At 69.5% G+C, this 23,692-nt stretch carries 22 protein-coding genes and 2 pseudogenes; 14 read left to right on the plus strand and 10 right to left on the minus strand.

Annotation, left to right across the window (positions count from 1 at the left end; translation table 11 throughout):
• Positions 1–81: 81 nt before the first annotated feature.
• Positions 82–819, minus strand: a complete 738-nt coding sequence (locus tag WS91_RS14495; RefSeq protein ID WP_152611606.1) for a hypothetical protein — start codon at positions 817–819, stop codon at positions 82–84.
• 562 nt (positions 820–1,381) lie between these two features.
• On the opposite strand from WS91_RS14495, the gene WS91_RS14500 reads away from it, so the two are divergent.
• The 5 genes and pseudogenes from WS91_RS14500 to WS91_RS14520 all read left to right on the plus strand — a co-directional run bounded on the left by WS91_RS14500 (position 1,382) and on the right by WS91_RS14520 (position 6,227).
• A complete protein-coding gene (locus WS91_RS14500) occupies positions 1,382–2,293 on the plus strand; it encodes a LysR family transcriptional regulator (protein ID WP_059670469.1) in 912 nt (303 codons plus the stop codon).
• Between the two features lie 103 nt (positions 2,294–2,396).
• Positions 2,397–3,266, plus strand: a complete 870-nt coding sequence (locus WS91_RS14505) for an aldolase/citrate lyase family protein (protein ID WP_442854974.1) — start codon at positions 2,397–2,399, stop codon at positions 3,264–3,266.
• 31 nt (positions 3,267–3,297) lie between these two features.
• On the plus strand, positions 3,298–3,825 hold the full coding sequence (gene ripB / locus WS91_RS14510; protein WP_038743674.1) for a (R)-specific enoyl-CoA hydratase RipB/Ich: 528 nt from the start codon (positions 3,298–3,300) through the stop codon (positions 3,823–3,825).
• 32 nt (positions 3,826–3,857) lie between these two features.
• Entirely contained in the window at positions 3,858–5,189 is a 1,332-nt protein-coding gene (locus tag WS91_RS14515) for an acetyl-CoA hydrolase/transferase family protein (protein WP_059576149.1), read from the plus strand.
• Between the two features lie 12 nt (positions 5,190–5,201).
• Positions 5,202–6,227, plus strand: a pseudogene (locus tag WS91_RS14520) (thiamine pyrophosphate-dependent enzyme).
• Here WS91_RS14520 and WS91_RS35870 read toward each other — a convergent pair.
• Positions 6,148–6,747, minus strand: coding sequence for a hypothetical protein (locus WS91_RS35870; protein ID WP_156432368.1), 600 nt, complete (start codon positions 6,745–6,747; stop codon positions 6,148–6,150). The pseudogene WS91_RS14520 and the gene WS91_RS35870 sit on opposite strands and share 80 nt — an antisense overlap.
• Before the next feature lie 28 nt (positions 6,748–6,775).
• Between WS91_RS35870 and WS91_RS14530 the strand changes: the two genes are divergently transcribed.
• Positions 6,776–7,879 (plus strand): NucA/NucB deoxyribonuclease domain-containing protein, encoded by a 1,104-nt coding sequence (locus WS91_RS14530; protein WP_226377281.1) that lies wholly within the window; start codon positions 6,776–6,778, stop codon positions 7,877–7,879.
• A gap of 81 nt (positions 7,880–7,960) precedes the next feature.
• On the plus strand, positions 7,961–9,994 hold the full coding sequence (locus WS91_RS14535; protein ID WP_059670471.1) for an SMI1/KNR4 family protein: 2,034 nt from the start codon (positions 7,961–7,963) through the stop codon (positions 9,992–9,994).
• Between the two features lie 232 nt (positions 9,995–10,226).
• Here WS91_RS14535 and sctT read toward each other — a convergent pair whose 3' ends face one another.
• The 8 genes and pseudogenes from sctT to WS91_RS14575 all read right to left on the minus strand — a co-directional run bounded on the left by sctT (position 10,227) and on the right by WS91_RS14575 (position 16,256).
• A complete protein-coding gene (gene sctT / locus WS91_RS14540; RefSeq protein WP_038743681.1) occupies positions 10,227–11,033 on the minus strand; it encodes a type III secretion system export apparatus subunit SctT in 807 nt (268 codons plus the stop codon).
• A gap of 16 nt (positions 11,034–11,049) precedes the next feature.
• Complete coding sequence (locus WS91_RS14545) at positions 11,050–11,556, minus strand: type III secretion protein HrpB7 (protein ID WP_059670472.1); 507 nt, start codon at positions 11,554–11,556, stop codon at positions 11,050–11,052.
• Positions 11,553–12,881 (minus strand): type III secretion system ATPase SctN, encoded by a 1,329-nt coding sequence (sctN, locus tag WS91_RS14550; protein WP_059670473.1) that lies wholly within the window; start codon positions 12,879–12,881, stop codon positions 11,553–11,555. The genes WS91_RS14545 and sctN overlap by 4 nt, the downstream gene beginning before the upstream one ends.
• Positions 12,878–13,594, minus strand: a complete 717-nt coding sequence (gene sctL / locus WS91_RS14555) for a type III secretion system stator protein SctL (protein ID WP_059670474.1) — start codon at positions 13,592–13,594, stop codon at positions 12,878–12,880. The genes sctN and sctL overlap by 4 nt, the downstream gene beginning before the upstream one ends.
• Positions 13,579–14,271: a type III secretion protein HrpB4 gene (locus tag WS91_RS14560; RefSeq protein ID WP_059670475.1), complete on the minus strand. Its 693-nt coding sequence runs from the start codon at positions 14,269–14,271 to the stop codon at positions 13,579–13,581. Before WS91_RS14560 ends, sctL begins: the two co-directional genes overlap by 16 nt.
• Positions 14,272–14,417: 146 nt before the next feature.
• Positions 14,418–15,221: pseudogene (sctJ, locus tag WS91_RS14565) on the minus strand (type III secretion system inner membrane ring lipoprotein SctJ); the annotation flags it as partial.
• Between the two features lie 2 nt (positions 15,222–15,223).
• Positions 15,224–15,655, minus strand: coding sequence for a type III secretion protein HrpB2 (locus tag WS91_RS14570; RefSeq protein WP_038743692.1), 432 nt, complete (start codon positions 15,653–15,655; stop codon positions 15,224–15,226).
• Positions 15,656–15,668: 13 nt separating this feature from the next.
• A complete protein-coding gene (locus WS91_RS14575) occupies positions 15,669–16,256 on the minus strand; it encodes an HrpB1 family type III secretion system apparatus protein (protein WP_059670476.1) in 588 nt (195 codons plus the stop codon).
• 235 nt (positions 16,257–16,491) lie between these two features.
• Here WS91_RS14575 and sctU point away from each other — a divergent pair, with 235 nt between their 5' ends.
• The 7 genes from sctU (at position 16,492) to WS91_RS14615 (ending at position 23,573) form a co-directional block, all read left to right on the plus strand.
• Entirely contained in the window at positions 16,492–17,574 is a 1,083-nt protein-coding gene (gene sctU / locus WS91_RS14585) for a type III secretion system export apparatus subunit SctU (protein ID WP_059576118.1), read from the plus strand.
• The gene (gene sctV / locus WS91_RS14590) at positions 17,571–19,643 is read left to right on the plus strand and encodes a type III secretion system export apparatus subunit SctV (protein ID WP_038743699.1); all 2,073 of its coding nucleotides are present in this window, start codon (positions 17,571–17,573) and stop codon (positions 19,641–19,643) included. The genes sctU and sctV overlap by 4 nt, the downstream gene beginning before the upstream one ends.
• Positions 19,640–20,248: a type III secretion system protein SctP gene (gene sctP / locus WS91_RS14595; RefSeq protein ID WP_059670477.1), complete on the plus strand. Its 609-nt coding sequence runs from the start codon at positions 19,640–19,642 to the stop codon at positions 20,246–20,248. The genes sctV and sctP overlap by 4 nt, the downstream gene beginning before the upstream one ends.
• A gap of 178 nt (positions 20,249–20,426) precedes the next feature.
• On the plus strand, positions 20,427–21,695 hold the full coding sequence (sctQ, locus tag WS91_RS14600; RefSeq protein ID WP_059576113.1) for a type III secretion system cytoplasmic ring protein SctQ: 1,269 nt from the start codon (positions 20,427–20,429) through the stop codon (positions 21,693–21,695).
• Positions 21,682–22,332 (plus strand): type III secretion system export apparatus subunit SctR, encoded by a 651-nt coding sequence (gene sctR / locus WS91_RS14605; RefSeq protein ID WP_038743706.1) that lies wholly within the window; start codon positions 21,682–21,684, stop codon positions 22,330–22,332. The genes sctQ and sctR overlap by 14 nt, the downstream gene beginning before the upstream one ends.
• Positions 22,333–22,386: 54 nt before the next feature.
• Positions 22,387–22,650 carry a type III secretion system export apparatus subunit SctS gene (gene sctS, locus WS91_RS14610; protein ID WP_038743708.1) on the plus strand — a complete coding sequence of 88 codons (264 nt, stop codon included), beginning with the start codon at positions 22,387–22,389 and terminating at the stop codon, positions 22,648–22,650.
• Positions 22,647–23,573, plus strand: coding sequence for a hypothetical protein (locus WS91_RS14615; RefSeq protein WP_059670478.1), 927 nt, complete (start codon positions 22,647–22,649; stop codon positions 23,571–23,573). Before sctS ends, WS91_RS14615 begins: the two co-directional genes overlap by 4 nt.
• The last annotated feature ends 119 nt before the right edge of the window (positions 23,574–23,692 follow it).

Consider the following 23,692-nt stretch of genomic DNA (forward strand, 5'->3'; position numbering starts at 1 on the left):
TCGCACCGAGACGCGATTCCGGTGCCACGGTTGCTCGAATCATGCGGCTCAAGCTTGTCTCGATCGCGCTCGCGCGGCTCGCTACCTTCGATGATTCTCGGCGTCCGTGATCTTGCGATAGAGCGACGGGCAGTAGATCCAGTTCGGCTCCCATTTCTCGTGGAAGCGCGACACGAACATCACGAAGAAGATGAGTATCGCGTAGAACACGTAGGTCTTGTCCCCGAGGAATGTCGAGAACACGATCGAGAGGGTGTTCTCCGGCGTCCAGCCGAGATACGCGTTCCAGCAGAGCATCGTCAGGCAATAGAAAGCGTACAGGGCGAACCGCATGGTGTTCTTTCGATCGTCGCCGAGCTTCTCCTGATGATCCTTATAGAGGTCGAGATAGTATTTGTCCTTGGTCAGATGAGCCTCGTCCCGGAGTTCGATCGGGCTCACGCAATCGTGACGCCGGCGGGCGCTGCGCTCCAGCGCGCCTGTCTTGACGTCGAGGTATGAGTGGAGGCTCGTCAGCCAGCTTCCGATCGTCGCGAGATAAATGGCGTCGACGAATGCGGCCAACAGCGGGAGGGCGATCGACGACAGGAATGAAAATCCCACGAATATGAGAATGATCTTGATCGGAAGATTGGCTCTCGACATCAATTCGGGATCGCCGGCGATCGCCATGATTCCCGGCTGGTGAGTCCAAACGAGTGCGTTGTCGGTGAGCAGCGTGAACGCCACCGACAGAAAAAAGAATCTGAGCTCCGTTGCGGCTTGCAGCGTCGAGAACAAGCCCAATCCCTTTGCCGCGCTTTCGCTGCTGTCGCTCAATTTGGATCTCCCGAGGTTGAAGGTGGGGGCCGGTGCGATGTATCGAATCTCAAGCGCTCGCGAAAACAGACTTGATCCCGCGTTGCGTATTTTCCAGTGTCGGAGACCATGGCCGCGATTCGAAAAAAAGCTTGGTTCGAGCATTGTGCCATCGCCGGCGAAAACGAAATGGAGACTCGCCGCGTGACGAACGACACGAAGGCCGAAAGCGAATCGACGATGTGCGCACCCGCACATCGATGATGCCGGAGCAAGGCGGGTCGGTTCTCGGCTTGGCCGACCTCGACGCGCGGGCGTACGCGCTCCTGGTTGCGAAAGGCACGAGCGTAGTGCGCGCGGGATCTGCGGCGTTGCGCGATGCGGCGCGCGTGACGTTCGCGATGCGTTTGCGCCGCGCTCGCGATGCATGTGCGATGCATTTTCGACACGGCAACGTCGGACGCCGACCTGCTTCGCGCGTACCCGTCACGCCGATTGTGAAAACGCCGGCTGTCGTTCACAATGCCCGACAGTCGAGGCCAGCCTTCGACTCATCCGTAGGCTCGTCGATCCGGGAGGGCGCATGCGTTTCGACATCACCGATCTGCGTCTGTTCGTGGCCGTCGTCGAGGCCGGCAGCATCACGCACGGCGCGAGCCGGGTCAATCTGGCGCTGGGCTCGGCGAGCGGGCGCATCAAGCAGATGGAGGAGACGGCCGGCGTGCCGCTCCTCGTGCGCGAACGGCTCGGCGTGAAACCCACCGAAGCGGGGCACACGCTGTTGCGCCATGCGCGCGCGACGCTCGCATCGATGCAGCGCCTCACCGACGATCTCGGCGAATTCGCGAACGGCTTGCGCGGCACGGTGCGCCTTCTGACCAACACCAACGCGCTCACCGAATTCCTGCCCGGCCCCGTTGCGCGCTTTCTCGCTCAGCATCGCAACGTGAGCATCGAGCTCGAGGAAATGCTCAGCCACGAGATCGTCGAGGCGCTCGTCGAAGGCGTGGCCGACATCGGGATCGTCGCGGCGGGCGAGCACGTCGACGGGCTGCGGAGCTTTCCGTTCGCGACCGATCGCCTGTGCGCGGTCGTGCCCGCGTCGCAGCCGGAATTCGCGGCCGCGCGCGACGTGTCGTTCGAGACGCTGCTCGATTACGATTTCGTCGGCTACGCGGCGGGCGCGGCGATCCAAACCTATCTCGAAGCGCATGCGCGCGAACGGCATCGGCGGCTCAAGCCGCGCATTCAACTGCGCAGCTTCGACGCGATCTGCCGTCTCGTCGAAAACGGCGTCGGCGTGTCGGTGGTGCCCGAATCGGCCGCACGGCGCTGCAAGCGGACGATGTCGATCAAGACGCTCGTGCTGCGCGACGATTGGGCGCTGCGCGAAATGAAAGTGTGCGTCGCGGACGTCGACGCGTTGCCGACGTATGCGCGGCAATTGCTCGGCCATCTCGTCGAAAGCGGCAGGACGTTCGCGCGACGCCGCTAGCCTTCCGGTTTCCCGAAGGCTGCCCCCGATAATGCCGCATTGCCGCGCGCGGGCCGGGTGGCGACAATGAACTCGTTGTTTCGTTCAGCGAGGAGCCTTGACCATGCCCGTTCCACACGACGCAGCCATGCCCGCATCGCTCAGCCGGCCGTACAGTCGGCCGCGCAGCTGGCTGTTTACGCCGGCCACGCGCCCGGATCGCTTTGCGAAAGCGCGCGAATGCGGTGCGCACGTGCTGATCGTCGATCTCGAGGATTCGGTCTCGGCCGCCGACAAGCAGCGTGCGCGCGACCACGCGCGTGCGTGGCTGGCGGGCGAGCCGGCCGAAGCGCGGCCGGCGTCGGCCGTGCGCATCAACGCGCCCGATTCCGTCGCCGGCCACGCGGATATCGGCATGCTGATCGACGCGCCGCGCCTGCCCGATTTCATCGTCGTCCCGAAGGTCGAGTCGCCCGAGCGGATCGCTCGTCTCGATGCACTCTTGCGCGACGCGGGCAGGGCGCCCCGTTTCGTCGCGACGATCGAGTCCGCGGCGGGCGTCGAGCAGGCCGGCGCGATCGCGCGCGCGTCGGCGTCGATCGAAGCGCTGATGTTCGGCGCGGCCGATTACGCATCCGACGTCGCCGCGCAGCCCGACGCGCTCGCGCTGCAGATCGCGCGCGTGCGCATCGCCGCGGCCTGCGCGCCTTGCGGCGTCGCCGCGCTCGACGCGCCCTGTTTCGCGCTGCGCGACGCGGCCGCGCTCGACGCCGATCTCGCGTTCGCCGTGCACAACGGCTTTCGCGGCAAGGCGGCGATTCATCCGTTTCACGTCGCGCCGATCAACGCGGCGTTCACGCCGTCGCCGCAGCGGATCGCGTGGGCGCGCCGCGTGATCGGCGTGGCGTTGCAAGGCGCGGCCGCCGTCGACGGCCGCATGGTCGACGAAGCGATCGCGCGCGAGGCCCGGGACGTCCTGGCCGCCGCGCGCTGACGCCACCCTTTTCTTTGACGAGGAGACGAGCATGAGCACGACGATTCCCGCCTATCGGCAAATCGGCGACAAGCGGTTTCGCGAGACATCCGGCCTGTATTTCGAGGACTTCGAGCCCGGCAACGTCTACGAGCATCGCCCGGGCCGCACGATCACGGACGTCGACAACATCTGGATGACGCTGCTGACGATGAACACGCAGCAGGTGCACTTCGACGCCGAATACGCGGCGAAGACCGAGTGGCGGAAGCTGCTCGTCGACAGCACGTTCACGCTCGCGCTGCTGACCGGCATGAGCGTGCGCACCGTCAGCGCGAAGGTGGTCGCGAATCTCGGCTGGGACCAGGTGAGGGCGAGAGCCCCGGTGTTCGCGGGCGATACGCTCTACGCCGAATCGAGGGTGCTGTCGCGCCGCGAATCGAAGAGCCGGCCGACGCAGGGAATCGTGACTGTCGAGACGACGGGCGTCAATCAGCACGGTGTCATCGTGATGTCGTTCGAACGCACGATGCTGATCTACAAGCGCGGCCTTTCGCCGGAAGCCGACGCCAATTACTGAACGACTGAAACGGAACGCCGAGGAGGTTCGGGATGCAGAAGGATCGTGACGTGAAGGAAATCTATACGGGGAAGCTGACGTCGCCGGATCGCGCGGTGTCGGCGGTGCGAAGCGGCTCGTCGATCGCGCTCGGCATGGCGATGGCGCAGCCGCCGGCGCTGCTCGCCGCGCTCGCCGCCCGCGCGGAAGCGGGCGACGTCGACGAACTGCGCGTGTACTACTTTCATGCGGAAGCGTTCCTGCGCGAGACGCTGCTGCGCTATTCGCTGATGGGGCGGATTCTGCCGCACTGCATGTTCATGGGGCAGCCCGAGCGCGAGCTCGTGAAGCTCGGCGAAGCGGACGGCGGCCGCAAGGTGGTGTTCTTCGTGCCGAATTCGTTCAGCCAGTCGCCGCGGCTGTTCGCCGATCACGTCGACGTCGACGCGATGCTCGTGATGGTGTCGCCGATGGACCGCAACGGCTATTTCACGTTCGGCACGAACAACGACTACACGAGCTCGGTCGCGCGCGCCGCGCGCCGGCTGATCGTCGAAGTCAACCCGAACATGCCGCGCGTGTTCGGCGATTCGCTGCTGCACGTGTCGGAAGTGGACGCGATCGTCGAATCGAGCCATCCGCTGCCGGAACTGACTCCGAAGCCGGGCGGCGCGCTCGATCGCGTGATCGGCGAGCAGATCGCGGAGCTCGTGACGGAGGGCGCGTGCCTGCAAATGGGAATCGGCGCGCTGCCGAACGCGGTGTGCGGCGCGCTCGTCGGCCACCGGCATCTCGGCATCCACACCGAGCTGCTGACGCCGGGGCTCGTCGAACTGATACGGCGCGGCGTCGTCGACAACAGCCGCAAGACGCTCAACCGGGGCAAGTCGGTGTTTACGTTCGCGATGGGCGACCGCGCGATGTACGATTTCATCCACGACAATCCGGCGCTCGAGAGCCATCCGGTCGATTACGTGAACGATCCCTGCAACATCGCGCGCAACGACAACATGATCTCCGTGAACTCGACGATCGAGATGGACTTGACGGGCGCGTGCAATTCCGAGCACGTCAACGGCCATCAGTACAGCGCGTCGGGCGGGCAGCTCGATTTCGTGCGCGGCGCGTACGCGTCGCGCGGCGGGAAATCGATCCTCGCGTTTCACTCGACCGCCGCGGGCGGCGCGGTCTCGAAGATCGTCGCGCGGCTGACGGGGCCCGTCACGACGCCGCGCACCGACACGCACCTCGTCGTGACCGAATACGGCGTGGCGAACCTGAAGGGCTTGTCGTCGACCGAGCGGGCGAACGCGCTGATCCGTCTCGCGCATCCCGATTTCCGCGACGAATTGGCCGCGCACGCACGCGGATTGCACTTGATTTGAACGGAGGATCGCATGGCAAGCGCGATTGCCGATTACCTCGCGCCGACGCCGACGCCGGCCGCCGCCGGCGTCACGAGGATCTGGGGCGTGACGGGCGACAGCCTGAACGGATTGTCCGACAAGCCTGCGCCGAATCGGCGGCATTCGCTGGATGCATACGCGCCATGAGAAAACGGCGGCCTTCGCCGCGGGCGCCGAGGCGGCGGAAACCGGCCGGCTCGCGGTGTGCGCCGGCAGTTGCGGGCCGGGCAATCTGCATCTGATCAACGGCCTGTTCGACTGTCATCGCAATCACGTGCCGGTGCCCGCGATCGCCGCGCAGATTCCTATTACGCGTCGGCGCGCGACGGGCTCGACGAGCTGGCGCGGCCGTCGCCCGCCGGACGGCCGATCCATCCGCAATATCTGACGCGCGTCGTCGACGAGCTCGCCGCCGCCGATGCGATCTTCGCGGCCGACGTCGGCACGCCGACGCTGTGGGCGGCGCGCTATCTGACGATGAGCGGCCGCAGGCGGCTGCACGGCTCGTTCAATCACGGCTCGACGGCGAACGCGCTGCCGCAGGCGCTCGGCGCGCAGGCCGCGCATCCGGGCCGGCAGGTCGTGTCGCTGTCCGGCTGCGGCGGACTGCCGATGCTGCTCGGCGATCTGCCGAGCGCGCGCCGGCTCGATTTGCCGATCAAGGTGATCGCCTACATCAACGGCTCGCTCGGCTTCGTCGCGATGGAAATGAAGGCGGGCGGCTATCTGGATACGGGCACCGATCTGCACGAGACCGATTTCGCGGCGGTCGCGACGGGCGCGGGCCTTTACCGCTTGCGCGTGACCGAATCGCGGGCGCCGCCCGACGCGCCCGGCAAGCTGCTCGCGCATCCGGGGCCGGCGCTCCTCGACGTCGTCACGGACAAGCGCGAGCATGCGATGCCGCCGAAGATCGAATGGGCGCATGCGAAGGGATTCAGCTTGTCCATGCTGCGTGCGGTGCCGAGCGGGCGCGGCGACGAAATGCTCGAGCTCGCGCAGACGAATCCGCGGTGACGCGGCGAAGGCGGCTTCGCCGCGAAGCCGCCTCGTCGAGCGCGGGCGCGGCGATCGATACGATGAATCGTCCGGCGCGCCTGCCGCTGTCGGCGTCGGCCTGCTCATGATTTGGCATCCCTGGGATATCGCGAGGCGTCGACCGGAATTCGAGATCGATATCGGCTTCGATATCGGTCTCGAATTCGACGCCGATACGAATGCGAATCGCGATGAACACGTCGAGCAATTCGAATCGAATATCGCCATCGCGTGATTCGAAAATGCCGCGCCGGCATCGTCGCCATTCGTTCGACGTGCCGGACCGAGCCCGAAGACGGGCGGCGCGCGCCCCATGAGCCGAGCTTCGCCGGCGTTTTCGCGTATTTGAACAATAAGACGCGGCGGCCGATATTCCTGATCTTTCCGGGAAAAAATACCGCGCCTTCACGCAATCCGGAATATTTACATTCCTGACAAACCTGACAGTTCTATTTCGATCGAATGAATCGTTAAATTCGATGCGCAACAAAAATTTCATTTCGATTACTTGTTGGTCAGGAGGGGATGTGAATCATCGAACCCGGTTGGGCCAGGTTTTTGCCGGCGCGATTCTGTGCGTCGCGGCGATGCAGGCGCATGCCGAAAGCGCCACGGACGTTTCGCCGATCTGTACGGCCGTCAGCGCCGAACGGACGAAAGACGCATTGCTGAGCCGCGGCGCTCACTGTCAGAAGTCGTCTCCGCTCGAATACGTGGTCAAGGACGATCAGAACAGCGAGATCGGCCGCGTCGCCATCGACGCGTATGCGTATTCCGACAATCCGTCGAACCAGCTCGCGTGGACCTTGAAGTTCCGGTTCCGCGCGCGCGCGATTTCCGGCAATCCGGGCGGCGTGATGATCAAGCCGGTCGTCGAATGCGGCCCGGCATGCACGGTCGCGCCGAACGCGGGGGTGCCGCTCGCGATCGGCGGCTTGTCCAGCGAAGTGCCGGTGGCGATCACGCCGAACATGGGCGGCGACAATCCGCAGTTGATCCGTCCGACCATCGAGTACCGCGTCGCCAGATCGGGCGATTCGTTCGAGAACGGCGCGAGCGTGAGCTCGTATGCGGGAGCGGGCTACATTCCCGATATTCGATGCGACGTCGGGCTCGCGAAGAGCGGCACGCAAGGCTGCGTCTATCCGGACGCGCCCGCCGTACTGCGCACCATCACCGCCGAGAATCTCGACGTCGACGAATCCGCGATCCATATTCGCGAGGCGCAGGCGGCGGGCAGTCCGGGCAAGTTCGTGTCGCGAGGAGATGGCACAATCTTCCCGGACACTTGGGAGTCGAAGCCGCTCAAGCGCACGCGCGATGCGGACTGGCGTCGCGCCAACCGCAGCAATTCGAAGCAGCAGTGCGTCGTGAAGTACGGTTCGGTCACGGGGCAATGCACGTTCACGGGCGATCCGGAGGAAACGCCGACGGATTGCGACTGCGACGAATATCCGTTCGCCGCGACACAGGAAGGCGCACGGGACAACGAAGTGTCGGTCAAGCGTATCGACGCGAGCGACAATCGCCGCGCCGGTGCGTATCTCGGCAACTTCTATTTGAACCAGCGTGTGCTGGATAGCGAGGAGTTTTACGTCGACGTGGGTTCGCAGGCCGCGTCGAAACGCTGACTCACATAGAAAAACAGCACCGACGATGCCGTGGTTCGCCGTCTCCTTGCGCGAACCGCGGCATCGCACCTGAAGAATTCCATGAGCGAACACGCGAATTTTCCCGCCTGGCTCAATCAGGCTTATCAATGGTGCCAACGGGCAGTCCCGGGGGCAATGCAAAGCGAGACGGTAGCGATCGAGGATGCGCTGCTGCGCGTGGCCGCCGCCGACCTGATCGCCGTCGAAGACGTACCGTCCGTTGCGCTCGCCGCATCCGAAGGCTTTGCGCTGCGCGCGTCCGATACGGCGCGCGCGTCTCGTCGCGAGCCGGTCGAGCTCGACTTCGAGTTCACCCGGCGCGTGCTCGCGTCGCGCACGAGCAGCCCGGCGGCTCGCGCGATCGGCGTGCGGCGGGCGGTCGACATACCCGCCTATTTCCCGTTGCCGGAAAACGCCGACGCGATCGTGCCGAAGTCCGGGCATCAGGTGACGTATCGGGGCGAGAAGTCTTACCTGCGGTTTCAGGCTCCGGTGCCGCCCGGCCATCACGTGATCGCGCCGGGCAGCGAATACCGGAAAGGGGACGTGCTGCTGCCGAAGGGCGGGCGGATCACCGCCGAGCGGCAGGCCGCGCTGATCGCCGCGGGCGTGCGCGAGATCGCGGTGACGAAGCGCCCGCGCATCGGCGTCGTGATCGTCGGCTACGATCAGGTGCCGCCAGGCGAAGCGCGCGAAACATGGCAACGGCCGGACACGCGCGGGCCGTACATCCGCGCGATGCTGCGGCGGTGGGGGTACGACGCGCCGAGCGTCGAATATCTCGCGCCGCCGGACATGACGCAGCCATCGCCCGATGTGCAGCGCGACGAATACGCATTCAAGCGGAAGCTCGTCGAGCTCTCGCAACGCTACGATCTGATCGTCGGCGCGGGATTGCCGGCGGCGCCGCCGTTTCAGGATCTCGGGCTGAATGCGCAGATGATGTACTCGACGGAGCGCTCGTCCGTCGAGATCAAGCAAACGCCGGCTGGGCGCTTCAATTTTGGTCGCAGCGACGATCGCTCGCCGCCGAAGAGGGAGACGGTTGCGCTGACGCGGTCCGACGGCACGCCGCACGGGACGCTGGCGCTGACGTTCTACGACCAGGCGACGCTGATCAACCTGCCCGGCCATACGAGCGCGGTGGCGATGCTGACGCACGCCGTCGTGTCGCACGTGCTCGATTTGCTCGAGCACGTTGCGCGGCCGGGACCGGATTGGGAAACCGGCGCGATCGCGCACGACGTCGAGCGCCATGCCGAGCTCAATGGCATGCAATGGGGCAATCTGCGCCGCGGCGCCAACGGCGAACCGATTGTCCGGCTGCTGCCGTCTCAAGGCGACGGGCCGATCCGCGGCGTCGCTCAGGCCAGCGTGCTCGTCGCGATTCCGGCTGGGCAGGCGCCGTTGCCGGCCGGCAGCGCGGTTCAGTTTCTGCGGCTCGATCGCGCCGGGCCGGATGCGGCGCCGCTCGACGCGTTGCCGGCCGCCGCGCCGGCGGCGCAGCCGTTGCCTTGCGCCGCCGTCGCGACCGCTTCCGCCGCTTCCGCCGCTTCGGATGCGGCCGCCGCGAGCGCCGATCTTCGCGTCGTCTGGAATCAGCTCGACGACTGGTTCGCCGCCGATCGCAGCCGTTTGCCGGGCGGACTCAACGGACCGGCGCCGGCCGGCGAAATCGATGCGATGCATGCGGCGCTCGGCGTGACGCTGCCGCCCGCATTCGTCGAAAGCCTGCGGATTCACGACGGCCAGGCCGATGCGGGCGCGGTGTTCGCCGAGAACGACGCGCTCCTGAGCGCGCGCGAGATCGTCGCGCAATGGTCGATCTGGAAAGGCCTCGTGGCCGGCGGCGATTTCGACGACATGACGTCCGAGCCCGACGCGGGCATCAAGGACGACTGGTACAACCTCAAGTGGATTCCGTTCACGCACGACGGCGGCGGCAATCATTTGTGTCTCGATCTCGATCCCGCCGAAGGCGGAACCGTCGGGCAGGTGATACGGGTCTGGCACGATGACGAGCGGCGCGAGCGCGTTGCGCGGGATTTTGTCGAATGGCTCGCTCACGTGGCGGACGAGCGGGGCGCGCGCTGACGTTCGCCGGCGATTCGCGGCGCGCCGATGCGCCGCCGGCCCCGGGCGGCGAATGAGCGCAGCGCGGCGCGCCGGCGGTTCGTCGCGCGGCGTCGGCCTTCGTTTTTTCGGCCGCGTGCGCGTCGAATTCCGCAACGTCGCGTCGCGCCCGGCAGCGGACGGCGGGCCGGCCGGATGGCGGCGCCTTTGATTTCGTCTCTTCTCCGCTGTCGATCGCGCTGCCGATTCCCCGCTAATGACCGGCGAGCTGCCTCACCTGCTGCGCAAGCCCCGCCAGCGAAATCTGCCCGCGCATCTCGGTCACGAAATTCCCCGCCAGCACCGCGACGATCAGCACCGCGATCGCGCCCTTGAGCGGCTGGCCGACCGACATCGGATCGAGCTTCTGCGCGGATCGCGAGACGAACGCGAGGCCCAGGTCGACGAGCAGCAGCATCGCCATCATCGGCGCGGCGATCCGCGCGATCATGTTCATCAGCATGTCGAGCCGCGCCTGCGCGAACAGCGCGAGCAGCGGTGCGGGCACCGGATCGAACGAGCCGAGCGGCCACCACGCATACGATTCGTACAGCGCGCCGAGCAGGAACGTCATGCCGCCCAGCATCCAGAACGCAGCGATCGTCAGCTGCCCGAACAATGTCGCCATCAGCGAGGTCTGCGTGCCCGAGCTCGGGTTCTGCATCTGCACGTTGTTGAAGCCGGCGACGTCGTCGACGTAGGTGCCGATCGCCTCGGCGGCCCAGAACACGGTGGACGCCGCGATGCCGAGCACGAGCCCGATCACGGCCTCCTTCGCGCAGGCGAACACGAGGAACGCGCCGCGCAGCTGCGGAATCAGCGCCTGCTGGCCGCACGCGACGAACAGGCACCAGAGCGCCGCCGCGCCGCTGCGCAGCGGGCCTTTCATCACGTTGTCGGCGGTCGCGGGCAGGATCGTCATGATCACGAGCAGCCGCTCGCTCGACAGCGCGAGCAGCACGATGAAGCCGATGAATTCGTCGCCGAGGTGCTGCAACGGAAAGATGTCGTAGGTCGTCATGCCGATGTCCGGGCTCCTAGTTCGATGCCCGCGCGGCCGCGAGCCGGCGTGCGAGCGCGCCTTCCTCGATTTCCTCGTCCTGCGCGTCCTCGGCGGCCGCCTCGGCCGCGCGTGCGAGCCGTCGGATGCGCTCGCGCACGACGTCGATCTGCGCATCGTTGCGGGCGATCCGGCGCGCGGCCGCGGCGAGCGCGTCGGCCTTCGCCTGCAGCGCCGCGCGCAGGCGTGCGCATTGCGCGTGCGCGAGCGCGTGCTCGTCGAGCAGCGCGTCGCGATAGCGGCGGCACGCCGCGTAGTCGCCGATCGCGAACGGCGCGCGGCCGGCCGCCATCGCGTCGACGCGCGCCGCGTAGCGGTTCGCCGCATCGCGCTTCGCATGCGCGTGCGCTTCGCACCGCGCGAGCTCGGCCGCCGCCGCGTCACGTTCGGCGCGCAGCGCGCCTTGCTCCGCGCGCAGCTTCGCGCCGCGCTGCTCGCGGCGCGCGAGCAGCGTCTCGAAGGCGCGCTGCTTGCGGCACGTCATTGGACGAGCGCGTGCAGCGCGGCGAGCGTCGCGTCGGTCGGCGAGTGCTCGTCGGTGCGCTGGTTGAGGAACGCGCGGACCCGGTCGATCTTCGCGACCGCTTCGTCGGCCGCTGGATCGCTGCCCGCCTGGTATTCGCCGAGCTGCAGGAGCGTCTCGATCTCGCGGTGCTTCGCGAGCAGCCGGCGCAGCCGGCCCGCCGCGCCGACGTGCTCGCGCGTCGCGACCTGCGGCATGATCCGCGACAGGCTGCCGAGCACGTCGATCGCCGGATACTGGTTGCGCGCGGCGATCTCGCGCGACAGGATGATGTGGCCGTCGAGAATGCCGCGCACTTCCTCGGCGATCGGATCGCTGCCGGAATCGTCCTCGGCGAGCACCGTGTAGAGCGCGGTGATCGAGCCGCGCTCGCCCATCCCGGTGCGCTCGAGCAGGCGCGGCAGCTCGGCGAACACGGAAGGCGGGAAGCCGCGCCGCGCGGGCGGCTCGCCGGCCGCGAGGCCGATCTCGCGGCCCGCGCGCGCGAAGCGCGTGAGCGAATCCATCATCAGCAGCACGCGCTTGCCCTGGTCGCGAAAATGCTCGGCGATCGCGGTGGCCGCGTACGCGGCCTTCGCGCGCTCGATCGACGAGCGGTCGGACGTCGCGCACACGACGACCGAGCGCGCCATGCCGTCCTCGCCCATGATCAGCTCGACGAATTCGCGCACTTCGCGGCCGCGCTCGCCGATCAGCGCGATCACGTTGACGTCGCACGATGCGCCGCGCGCGAACATGCCGAGCAGCGTGCTCTTGCCGACGCCGGCGGGCGCGAAGATGCCCATCCGCTGCCCTTCGCCGAGCGTGATCAGGCCGTCGACGATGCGCACGCCGGTCGCGAGCGACGCGTCCACCATGCGCCGCGACATCGGGTTCGGCGGCGGCGCGAGCACGGGGCGCAGCGCGTCGCAGTCGAGCGGGCCGCGCCCGTCGATCGGCTCGCCGAAGCTGTCGATCACGCGCCCGAGAACGCCGTCGCCCACCCTCACCGACAGCGGCCGGCGCAGGCCGACAACGCGCGTGCCGCGATTGATCTCGCCGAGCGCGCCGAACGGCGAGAGCAGCGCGACGTTGCGCGTGAAGCCGACGACTTCCGCATGCTGGAGCAGCGCGCCCGAGGCGCTGCGCAGCTCGCACAGCTCGCCGAGCGTCGCTTCGAGGCCGACGACGCGCACGAGCGTGCCGATCACTTCGAGCACCTTGCCCGTCATGCCGACGGCGGGCTCGATCGCGAGCCGCGCGGCCATCGCGTCGGCGACGCGGGACAGATCGGTCAGCGCGTTCATGCGCGGCTCGCGTCGTCGAGCGCGCGGGCGAGCGCCGCGCGGATCGCGTTCAGTTGCGTGTCGAGGCTCGCGTCGACGGTGCCGAAATCGGATTCGCATACGCAGGTGCCGGGCGCGACGCGCGGCTCGACGACGACGTCGACGGGCACGTTGCGGCCCTGCCGGCGCCACGCGTCGGCGACGAACCCGAACTGCTCGCGCGCGGCGTCGTAATCGGTTTCGCACACGCGCACCGTCAGATAGCTGGCGCCGGCGACGACGCGCTCGACCGTCTGCGCCGCGCGCGCGAAGAGGCCGCGCGCGTCCTCCGCGCGCACCATCTGCTGGACGGCGGCGGCGACGAGCTCCGCGAGCCGCTCGCGCATCCGGTCGCGCACGCGCCGCTCCTGCTCGAACGAATCGGCCGCCTGCGCGTGCCAGTCGGCGATCGCCTGCGCGCGGCCCGCGTCGTAGCCGCGCGCATAAGCGCTGTCGTGCTCGCGCCGCGCCGCTTCGACGAGCGCGTCGGCCTGCGCGCGCGCGCGGGCGGCGATCCGTTCGGCTTCGTCGCGGGCCGCGCGCAGCACGGCGTCGCGTTGCGCCGCGAGCGCGTCGAGCGCGGCGTCGAGCGCTTGAACCGTCTCGAACGCGTCGCGGCGCAGCACGCCGTGCGGCGCGTCGATGCAGCAATCGTCGGCGAGCGGAATCTGTCGGTTCTTCAGCCAAAAAGCCATGACCACTCCGGATACAGCGACGGCAGGCGCGCGAGCAGCGTCGCGCCGTCCGCGTCCGCCGCCGCGTGTTCGATCCACGGCGCGCGCGCGCGCTCGCGCGGCAACGCGAGGCGCACGATGCGCGCCGGCCCCTTGGGCGACCAGACCCGTTCGCGCTCGAACAGGCACCAGCCTTCCCATGCGATGTCGTCGCCGGACAGTTGCGCAAGCGGCGTGATCGGCGCGCGGCGATCGAGGCCGCGCGCGCGCGGCGCGTCGGGCAGCGCCGTGAGCGCGGCGAGCGCGCGGCAGCCGTCGGCGCCGACCCAGCCGGCGAGCCGCTCGCGGCTCGCGCGGTCGATCCAGTGACGCAGCTCGGTGCGCCGCGACAGCAGCGCGCGCAGGCGCAACAGCCGCAGCGCGTCGGCCACGGGCAGCGCGGCGAGCCGGTCCGCGGGCGCATCGAAGCCGTCGAGCGGCGGCGACGAGGCTCCCACTGCACGCAGCAGCAGCAGCGAGCATGCGGCGCGCAGCGCGGGCGCGCGCTCGCGCGTCGCGGCGACGAGCGGCGCGAGCGCGCCGTGCCAGCTCGCGTGAATCCAGTCCGCCGCGCGTCGCGCGTTCGCGTCGTAGCCGGCAAGCCATGCCGCCCTTGCCGCGACGCTCGCGACGCTTGCAACCGGCGTGCCGCCGCTCATCGCGCGCCGGCCTGCCGAGACGCGGCGGCGGCTTTCGCGCCGCTGCCACCGCTGCCGCCACGGCCACCACCGCCATTGCCACCACCGCCACCACCGCCACCACCGCCACCGCCATTGCCATTGCCATTGCCGCGGCCGCCGCCATTGCCGCCGCGCAGCCGCGCGGCGAGACCGCCCGCGCCAGCCCCCGCGCCGCCGTGCCTGCGCGCGCGCCACCACAGCGCGCCGCCCGCGGCCGCGAGCGCGGCGCACACGATGACGGCGGCGAGCACGCCGATGAGCGTCGCGCCGCCGGAGTCCCGCGCGCCCGGCTGCGCGGCCGGCACGAGATCGACCGGATCGGCCGCGACCGACGTGACGCTCACTTCGTCGTACGTGAGCCCTTCGACGCTATGGACGACGAGGTTCTTGATCTGCGGCGTGAGCGTCGCGAGATTCGCGTTCGGCCGGTACTTGATGAACACCGACGCCGACGACGGCTTCGCGACCTGCGCGAGCGGATCGTTGTTCGGCAGCACGATGTGCACGCGCGCGACGACGACGCCGTCGATCTTCGACAGCGTGTCCGACAGCTCCTGCGACACGCCGTAGATGAAGCGCACGCGCTCCTCGGTCGGCGTCGACACGAGGCCGTCCTTCTTGAAGAGCGCGCCGAGATCGTCGTAGCGCGCCGCGGGCAGCCCGCGCGCGCGCAGCACTTCCATCGCTTTGACGATCTGCTTGTCGTCGACGGCGAGCGTCCAGGTCTTGCCGCCGTCGGGCGTCTTCTTCTGCGCGTCGACGCCGGTTTGCAGCAGCGCGGCCATCATCTCGTTGCAGTCGCGCTCGGCGAGGCCGCCGTAAAGCTCCTGCCGGCAGCCGGCGGCGAGCATCGCGCATGCGACGAGCGCGGCGAGCCGGGCGGCGCGCCGGCCGCGCGCGGCGGCGATCGGGAGATGGAGTCGTTTCATGGTTACTGGTTCTTCATCAGTGAGCCGATCGCGTCCTTCGTCGACGTGACGACGCTCATCTTCGCCTGCAGATCGATCTGCATCGCGGTGGCCTCGGCCGACGCCTGGATCGACGCCGCGAACATCTGGCTCATCGGCAGCTCGCTCGCGTGCCGGCTCAAATAGGCGGCGTTGTCGAGCACCTGCCTGATCGCGGCGTCCGACGTCTCGACGAGCTTCGCGATTGCGCTCGCGTCGTGCGCAGGCGCGACGGGCGGCGCGGGCGTCGCGTTCGACATCAGCGCCTGGAAGCGGCCGGCGACGTCGGCCGGGACGTCGTGCGCCGCCGTGCCGGCCGTGGTCGTCGCAGCCGCCGGGCCGCCGGGCGCCGCCGCGTCGGAGAACGCGGCGTCGAGCGCGCGGGTCAGGTCGGTCGGGGAAAGCGGAGCGGTCATGCGGGCCTCCTCGTCAAAGACGCAGATATTGCCGATGTGCGAACGCGGCCTGCGCGTCGAAGCCGCCCGCGGGATTCGCGGGGCTTGCGGGATTCGCGCTCGGCGCATCGGCCGCGTCGCCGCGCGCGGCCGCGCCCGATTCGGGCAACTCCCAGACGCCCGTGCGCTCCGCGCGCTCCTTCGCGAGCATCACGTCGTGCTGCCGCTCGAGCGCGCGCACGAGCGCGACGGCCTGCGCGGGGCTGCCCGCCGCGAGCACCTCGTCGGCGGCGATCCGCCATTGCGGATCGCGCTTCAGTTGCAGCGCGAACGCGAGCAGCGCCTTGCCGTAGATCGCGTTCGTCGCGCCGCTCGCGATTTCCGCGAACACGCGCACGGCGTCGTCGAAATTGCCGAGCGCGACGTGCAGCATGCCGTCGAACATGTCGGCGGCGGGCAATTGCGGCGCGAGCACGCGCAGCGCGTCGATCAGCAGGCCGATGTCGTAGGGATCGGCGGCCGGGCCGCCGAGCGCGCCGCCGAGCGCCAGGCTCGCGGCGTCGATCAGTTCGTTCAGCGCCGCTTGGCTGCATCGCAGATAGGTCGGCCGGGATTCGTCCATGGTGTGCGCTCCGTGTCGCCGCGCGAGCGGCGCATGTCGTTGATGGAAAAGCGTATGGGGCGCAAGGTAGCAGCGCGGGGCGGCCGCTCGGCCGCCGACGCGAAGCGCGCGCATGCGATGCGAAGCGCCGCGCGCGCTTCGCGTCGGGCGGCGCGGCTTCGGGCCGGCGCGCGCGCGCGGCGCGCCGCGCCATTAACGTACGCACCGTGTCCGACTCTCGACAGGAACGGCGGCGATGGCCGAAGAGAAAACCGAAGAGCCTTCCGAGCGCAAGCTGAAGAAGGCCCGCGAGAAGGGGCAGGTCGCGAAAAGCAAGGACGTCGCGGACGCGGTGACGCTCGCGGCCGCGATCGGCGTGCTGACGGCGGGCGAATCGATGCTGACGGGCGGCCTCGTGCGCGCGATGCGCACCGCGCTCGATTTCGTGCACGGCGAGCGCACGCCGCAGGCGACGCTCGCCGCGCTGCACGACCTCGCCGCGAGCGCCGCGCTGACGATGCTGCCGTTCGCCGCCGCGGCGATCGTCGCGGGCGTCGCGTCGCAGGCGCCGCAGGCGGGTTTCATGGTCACGCTCGAGCCCGTGATGCCGAAGTTCGACGCGATCAATCCGATGGCGGGCATCAAGCGGATCTTCTCGCTGAAGTCGCTGCTCGAGCTCGTGAAGATGATCGTCAAGGCGGTGGTGCTCGCGTGCGTGATCTGGAAGATGATGACGTCGCTGTTTCCGCTCGTCGTCGCGAGCGTGTACGAAGCGACGCCGCAACTGTCGCGCGTGCTGTGGACGGTGCTGATGAAGCTGTTCGGCGTCGTCGCGCTCGTCGTCACGGTGTTCGCGGCGGCCGATTACAAGATCGCGCGCGTGATGTTCATCCGCGACAACCGGATGACGAAGGAAGAGGCGAAGCGCGAGCACAAGGAAAGCGAAGGCGATCCGCACACGAAGGGCGAGCGCCGCCGCCTCGCGCGCGAGATCGCGACGAGCGCACCCGCGCGGCAGAACGTCGGGCAGGCGAGCGTGCTCGTCGTCAACCCGACGCACTACGCGGTCGCGATCCGCTACGCGCCCGACGAGCATCCGCTGCCGCGCGTGATCGAGAAAGCCGTCGACGACGGCGCGCTCGCGCTGCGCCGTCACGCGCACGCGCTCGGCGTGCCGATCGTCGGCAATCCGCCGGTCGCGCGCGCGCTGTACCGCATCGAGCGCGACGCGGCGATTCCCGAAGAACTGTTCGAAACGGTGGCCGCGATCCTGCGCTGGGTCGAATCGGTCGCGCCCACGCGCGCCGCCGCCGTCGTTCCCTCCGCGAGGTCGTCATGACGCTGAAAACCCTCAAGCTTCCCGCCGGCGGCGAGGTCGGCATCACGGTGCTGGTCGTCGCGATCGTGTCGCTGATGATCCTGCCGCTGCCGCCCGAGGTGATCGACGTGCTGCTCGGCGTCAACATTGCGATCAGCGTCACGCTGCTGATGGTGACGATGTACGTCGGCAGCATCGTGTCGCTGTCGGTGTTTCCGTCGGTCCTGCTGTTCACGACGCTGTACCGGCTATCGCTGAACATCGCGTCGACGAAGTCGATCCTGCTGCACGCGAACGCGGGCGACATCATCGAGAGCTTCGGCGAGCTCGTCGTCGGCGGCAATCTCGTCGTCGGCCTCGTCGTGTTCCTGATCATCACGACGGTACAGTTCATCGTGATCGCGAAGGGCTCGGAGCGCGTCGCCGAAGTCGGCGCGCGCTTCACGCTCGACGCGATGCCCGGCAAGCAGATGAGCATCGACGCGGACCTGCGCGCGAACATCCTGACGCCCGACGAGGCGCGCCGCAAGCGCGCGACGCTCGCGAAGGAGAGCCAGTTGCACGGCGGGATGGACGGCGCGATGAAGTTCGTCAAGGGCGACGCGATCGCGGGGCTCATCATCACGCTCGTGAACATCGTCGCGGGCATCGCGATCGGCGTGATGTATCACGGGATGACGGCGGGGGAAGCGGCGAACCGCTTCTCGATCCTGTCGGTCGGCGACGCGATGGTGTCGCAGATTCCGTCGCTGCTGATCTCGGTCGCGGCGGGCGTGATGATCACGCGCGTCGCCGACGATCACGACGAGGGCGAAGGTGCGTCGCTCGGCTCGGAGATCGCGCGGCAGCTCGGCGGCAGCCATCGCGCGCTGTATTTCGCGGCGGTGCTGCTGATCGGCTTCGCTGCCGTGCCGGGCTTTCCGGCCGCGCTGTTCGCGCTGCTGTCGGCCACGCTCGCGTTCGCCGGCTACCGGCTGCAGAAGGGCGCGCGCCGCACGGCCGCGCGCGGCGAGCCGGTGATCGCGCTGCAGCGCGCGGGCGCGAAGAGCGGCACGCCGTCGATCCTGCCGCGCGCGCCGCTCTTCACGTGCGCGATCGGCGTGCGCGTCGCGCCGGATCTCGTCGCGCGGCTCGCGCCCGCCGCGCTCGATCGCGCGTTCGACGAGGAGCGCGCGAAGCTGCAGGAGGAGCAGGGGCTGCCGTTTCCCGGCATCACGCTGTGGACGAGCGGCGCGCTGCCCGAGGCGACGTGCGAGATCCTGATGCGCGACGTGCCGCAGGCGCGGCTCGAACTGCCGGCCGACCAGACGATGCTGCCCGACGCGGCGTCGGATGCGGCGCTCGCCGGCCGCTGCACGAAGCGCGGGCCCGCGGGCGGCCTCGCCGAGAGCTACTGGATCGACGACAAGGCGGTGCCGGCCGGCGCGCGCGCATGGCGCGCCGAGCAGGTGATCGCGCACGAGACGATCGCGCTGCTCCGGCGCAACGCGCATCTGTTCCTCGGCATTCAGGAAACCCAATGGATTCTCGATCAGCTCGGCGCCGATTATCCGGGGCTCGTCGCCGAAGTGCAGAAGGCGCTGCCGACGCAGCGGATCGCGGATGTGCTGCGCCGCCTGCTCGAAGAGCACATCCCGATCCGCAACGCGCGCGACATCATGGAGAGCCTCGTCGCGTGGGGGCCGAAGGAGAAGGACATGCTGATGCTCGCCGAATACGTGCGCGGCGACCTGTCGCGCTATCTCGCGTATCGCGCGGCGCGCGGCGCGCGACGGCTGCCGGCCGTGCTGCTCGACTTGCCGGTCGAGCAGCACATCCGGCAGTCGATCAAGCAGACGCCCGCGGGCAACTTCCTCGCGCTGCCGCCCGAGCAGGTGCGCTATCTCGTCGACAGCGTCGCGTCGTTCGTCGGCGAGACGCCGCGCGACGACGTCGCGCTCGTCACGTCGATGGACGTGCGCCGCTACACGCGGCGGATGATCGAGGCGCGGCTCGGCTGGTTGCCCGTCTATTCGTATCAGGAGCTCGGCGACCAGGTCGAATTGCAGCCGGTCGGCCGCGTGACGATGCCGACGGCGGCGCACGCATGAGCGCCGCCGATCTGAGGCCGGTGCGGATCATCGCGGGCGAGCCGGCCTCCGGGCCGGACGGCGCGTTCCCGGCGCACACGGCGCGGCGGGGTTTCGACTATGCGCAATTGCTGCGGCGCGCGCGCGTCGCGCCGGCCGGCGAGCGCGCGTCGGCCGGCGACGAACGGCGGCGCGACGCATCGCCGCCATGGCGCGACGGCGCGCCGCCGCCGATCGAGCGCGATCCGGCCGCGCTGCCGGATGCGGCCGGGCGCGAGGCGATGGCGCGCGCGTGCGCGGGCTCCGGCGCGTTCGTCAATCAGGTGTTCGCGCAGCGCGAGCGGATGGTGCGCGTCGCCGAGGCGCTCGCGGCCGAGATCGCCGCGCTGTGCGGCGACGACGCGGGAAGCCAGTGGGCGATCAGCCTGCCGCTCGCGCCCGCGCTGCTGCCGGACACGGTGCTGCATCTCGTTCTTTCGCGTTTCGACTTGCGGCTTCGGTTCGAGACGCCGGACGCGGCGACGCGGCACTTACTCTGCACGCATGGCGCGACCCTGCACGCGCGACTCGACACGCTGCTCGCGCATTGCGGCGCGCCGCGCACGATCGAGATCGACGTGGGCTGAGCAAGCGCGTAGCCGGACCCGCAAGTAAACCCGTAAGCAAACCCGTAAGCAAACCCGTAAGCAAACCCGTAAGCAAACCCGTAAGCAAACCCGTAAGCAAACCCGCAAGCGAACCCGCAGGCGAACCCGCAAGCGAACCCGTAAGCAAACCCGTAAGCAAACCCGACTATCCGCGACGATGGATACCGAGCCGATCGAACTGGAACCCGACACCGCCGCGCCGCCCGGCATCGACGCCGCGCTGCCGCTGCCCGCGTGCAGCGCGTTCGACGCGGCGCTCGCGCGCCTGATCGCCGACGCGCGGCTCGCCGCGTGGCTCGCGCGCTTTCCGACGTTGTCCGACTGGCGCGCGGCGACGCACGAGCGGCCGCGCTTCGAGCGCCCCGGCGTGCTCGATCTGCGATTGAACGGCGCGAGCGCGCGCGTCGCGATCGACCTCGCGGCGTTTCCGGCGCTCGACGTCGTCGCGGCGCCTGCGCTGGATGCGCGCGGCGACGACGCGAGCCTGTCGCTGCGCACCGCGCTCGCGTCGACGCTGCTCGCGCCGCTCGTCGCCGCGTTCGCGGCGGCGGGGCTCGCCGGCGTGACGATCGGCGGGCTGCGCGCCGCGCCTGCGGCGGCGCTCGACGCGACGCGCTGCGTGTTGACGTTCGCGCTCGACGGCATGCCGATGCGCTGCGCGCTGCTCGATGCGCAGACGCCGTGGCTCGACGCGCTCGCGGCGCGGCTGCCACGCGAGCGGCCGCGCGGCGCGGCGACGGGCGCGCTCGCGCGCGTGCGTCTGCCCGGCCGTGTGCGGCTCGGCTCGCGCGCGCTGCCGCTCGCGGTGCTGCGTAGCCTGCGGCCGGGCGACGTGCTGCTGGACATGGTGCCGTCCGCGCTCGGCGGCGCGCGCTCGGGCCCGCTGCACGCGTGGTGGGGTGCGCGCGGCGCGACGCAATGGCACGCAACCGTTCTGATCGAGGGAACCACGATGACGATGACCGAAACGCCCGACACCGCCGACGATCTCGACGAGCCGATCGTCGCGGGCGACTTGGCGGCGGATTCGCCGGCAGATTTTCCGGCCGATTCACAAGCCGCTTTACCGGCGGTTTCTCCGGCCACTTCAGCAGCCGCTTCACCAACCGCTTCGCTGACCGCTGCGCCACCCACTTCGCCACCCGCATCGCCGGGCGAAGACGCGCCGCCCGCCGCGCCCGAGGCGGCCGCCCTCGGCGACGTCGCTCTGCCCGTGCACGTCGAGATCGACACGCTGTCGCTGTCGATCGCCGAGCTGGCCGCGCTGCGCCCGGGCTACGTGCTCGAGCTGCCGCTCGCCGCGCGCGACGTGCCGGTGCGGCTCGTCGCGTACGGCCAGGCGATCGGCGGCGGCAGGCTCGTCGCGGTGGGCGCGCATCTCGGCGTGCGGATCGACCGGATGGCGGGCGACGATGGTTCAGTTTAACGACATCACCGGCCTCCTGATCGCCGTGCTCGTGATGAGCATGGTGCCGTTCATCGCGATGGTGGTCACGTCGTACGCGAAAGTCGTCGTCGTGCTCGGGCTGTTGCGCAACGCGCTCGGCGTGCAGCAGGTTCCGCCGAACATGGTGCTCAACGGCATCGCGATCCTCGTGTCGCTGTACATCATGGCGCCGATCGGATTCGCCGCGCAGCAGCAGCTGCAGGGGCAGGCGCTGTCGCCGCAGCCGACGCAGGCGATGCTGCAGGCGTTCGGCGCGGCGAAGGAGCCGTTCCGCCAGTTCCTCGCCGCGCACTCGCGCGAGCGCGAGAAGCGCTTCTTCCTGCGCTCCGCGTCGGTGGTCTGGCCGAAGGCCGCGGCCGCGCAACTGCGCGCAGACGATCTGATCGTGCTCGCGCCCGCGTTCACGCTCGCGCAGATGACCGACGCGTTTCGCATCGGCTTCATCCTGTACATCGCGTTCATCATCGTCGATCTCGTGATCGCGAACGTGCTGATGTCGATGGGGATGAACCAGGTGCAGCCGACCAACGTCGCGATCCCGTTCAAGCTGATGCTGTTCGTCGTGATGGACGGCTGGTCGACGCTCGTGCACGGCCTCGTGCTGACCTATTCCTGATTCACGCTTACCGCTTACCGCTTACCGCTTACCGATTCCGAGGAGATTCGCCCGATGGAAATCGACGACCTGATCCGGCTCACGTCGCAAGGCATGATGCTGTGTCTCTACATCTCGCTGCCCGTCGTGCTCGTCGCGGCCGCATCCGGCCTCGCGATCTCGTTCCTGCAGGCGATCACGTCGCTGCAGGAGCAGAGCATCTCGTACGGCGTGAAGCTCGTCGCGGTGACGGTGACGGTTGCGATCGCCGGGCCGTGGGCGGCCGCCGAGATCCTGCATTTCGCGCAGCAGCTCTTGTCCGCGGCGGTGCCGTCATGAGCCGCATCACGCGCGCGATCGCGCAAGCACTCCACGCGGCGAAGCCCGATCCGAGGCGGCGCCGGCCGGCGCGCGCGCGCGTCGCGACGACCTACGGCAAGTACGGCACGCGCTTTACGTATTCGAACGGCTATCAGGCGAGCGTGATCGCCGCGCGCAGCCAGATGCTCGCGAAGCTGAAGCCGCGCGCGCGGGCGGCGGCGGCGGGTTCGCGCGGGCGTCGCCGCGCCGATAGCCGGTCTGAAGCGTTCGACGGCGGCGACGAATCGTCGGTGCCGCATGCGCACGTCGCGCCGCATGACGAGCGCGACCGGCAGTCGGGCGGCCGGGGCGGCGGAGGGCAGCAGCGCGAGCAGGAGGAGCGCGACGGCGAATCGGCGAGCGTCCTTGCGCTGCCGCGCGTGCGCGCGGCGCGCACGCGGCCGGCGCTCGCGCCCGCGCAGCGTGCGCTCGCCGACCTCGCGCGCACGCCGGCAGGTGCCGCCGAGCGCGAGCAGGCGCTGCGGCATCTGTGGGCCGATACGTTGCTTCAGCTCGGCCGGCGTGTCGACGCGGAGCCGGGCGCGCGCATCACGGCGGCGCTGCTGAGTCACAGCGCGGACCTGCTCGCCGCCCGCCTGCGCACCGGGCCGTGGACGCCGATCGGCTGGAGCGGGGTGAAGCAGTTGCTGCTCGACGCGACGCGAAGCGTGCGCGCCGCGCCGCGCGATGCGGCGGCCGAGCGCGGCGACCGCGCGAGCACGCACTACCTGCTGCTGCCGCTGATGGTGTTCAACGCGGAGCGGCCGTCGACGAATGCGCAGCTCGCTCGCGCGATCGCGAGTGTGCAGACGCTGCGCGGCGGCGTATCCGCGATTGAGCGGGTTGCACAGCGGGCGACACAGCGGGCCGCACAGCGTGGCGCGCCGCGGCCGCGATCGTGAGCGTCGCGGCGCGGGCGGCGCTTCGCAAACGCGGCGGCGAATTCGCGCGACGCACGAACCGCGGCACCGCATCGAACTATTCTGGCTACATCGACGAACGACGCGGCGCGATCGAAGCG

It is taken from the genome of Burkholderia sp. MSMB1498 (genome assembly GCF_001526245.1).
Lineage (GTDB): Bacteria > Pseudomonadota > Gammaproteobacteria > Burkholderiales > Burkholderiaceae > Burkholderia > Burkholderia savannae.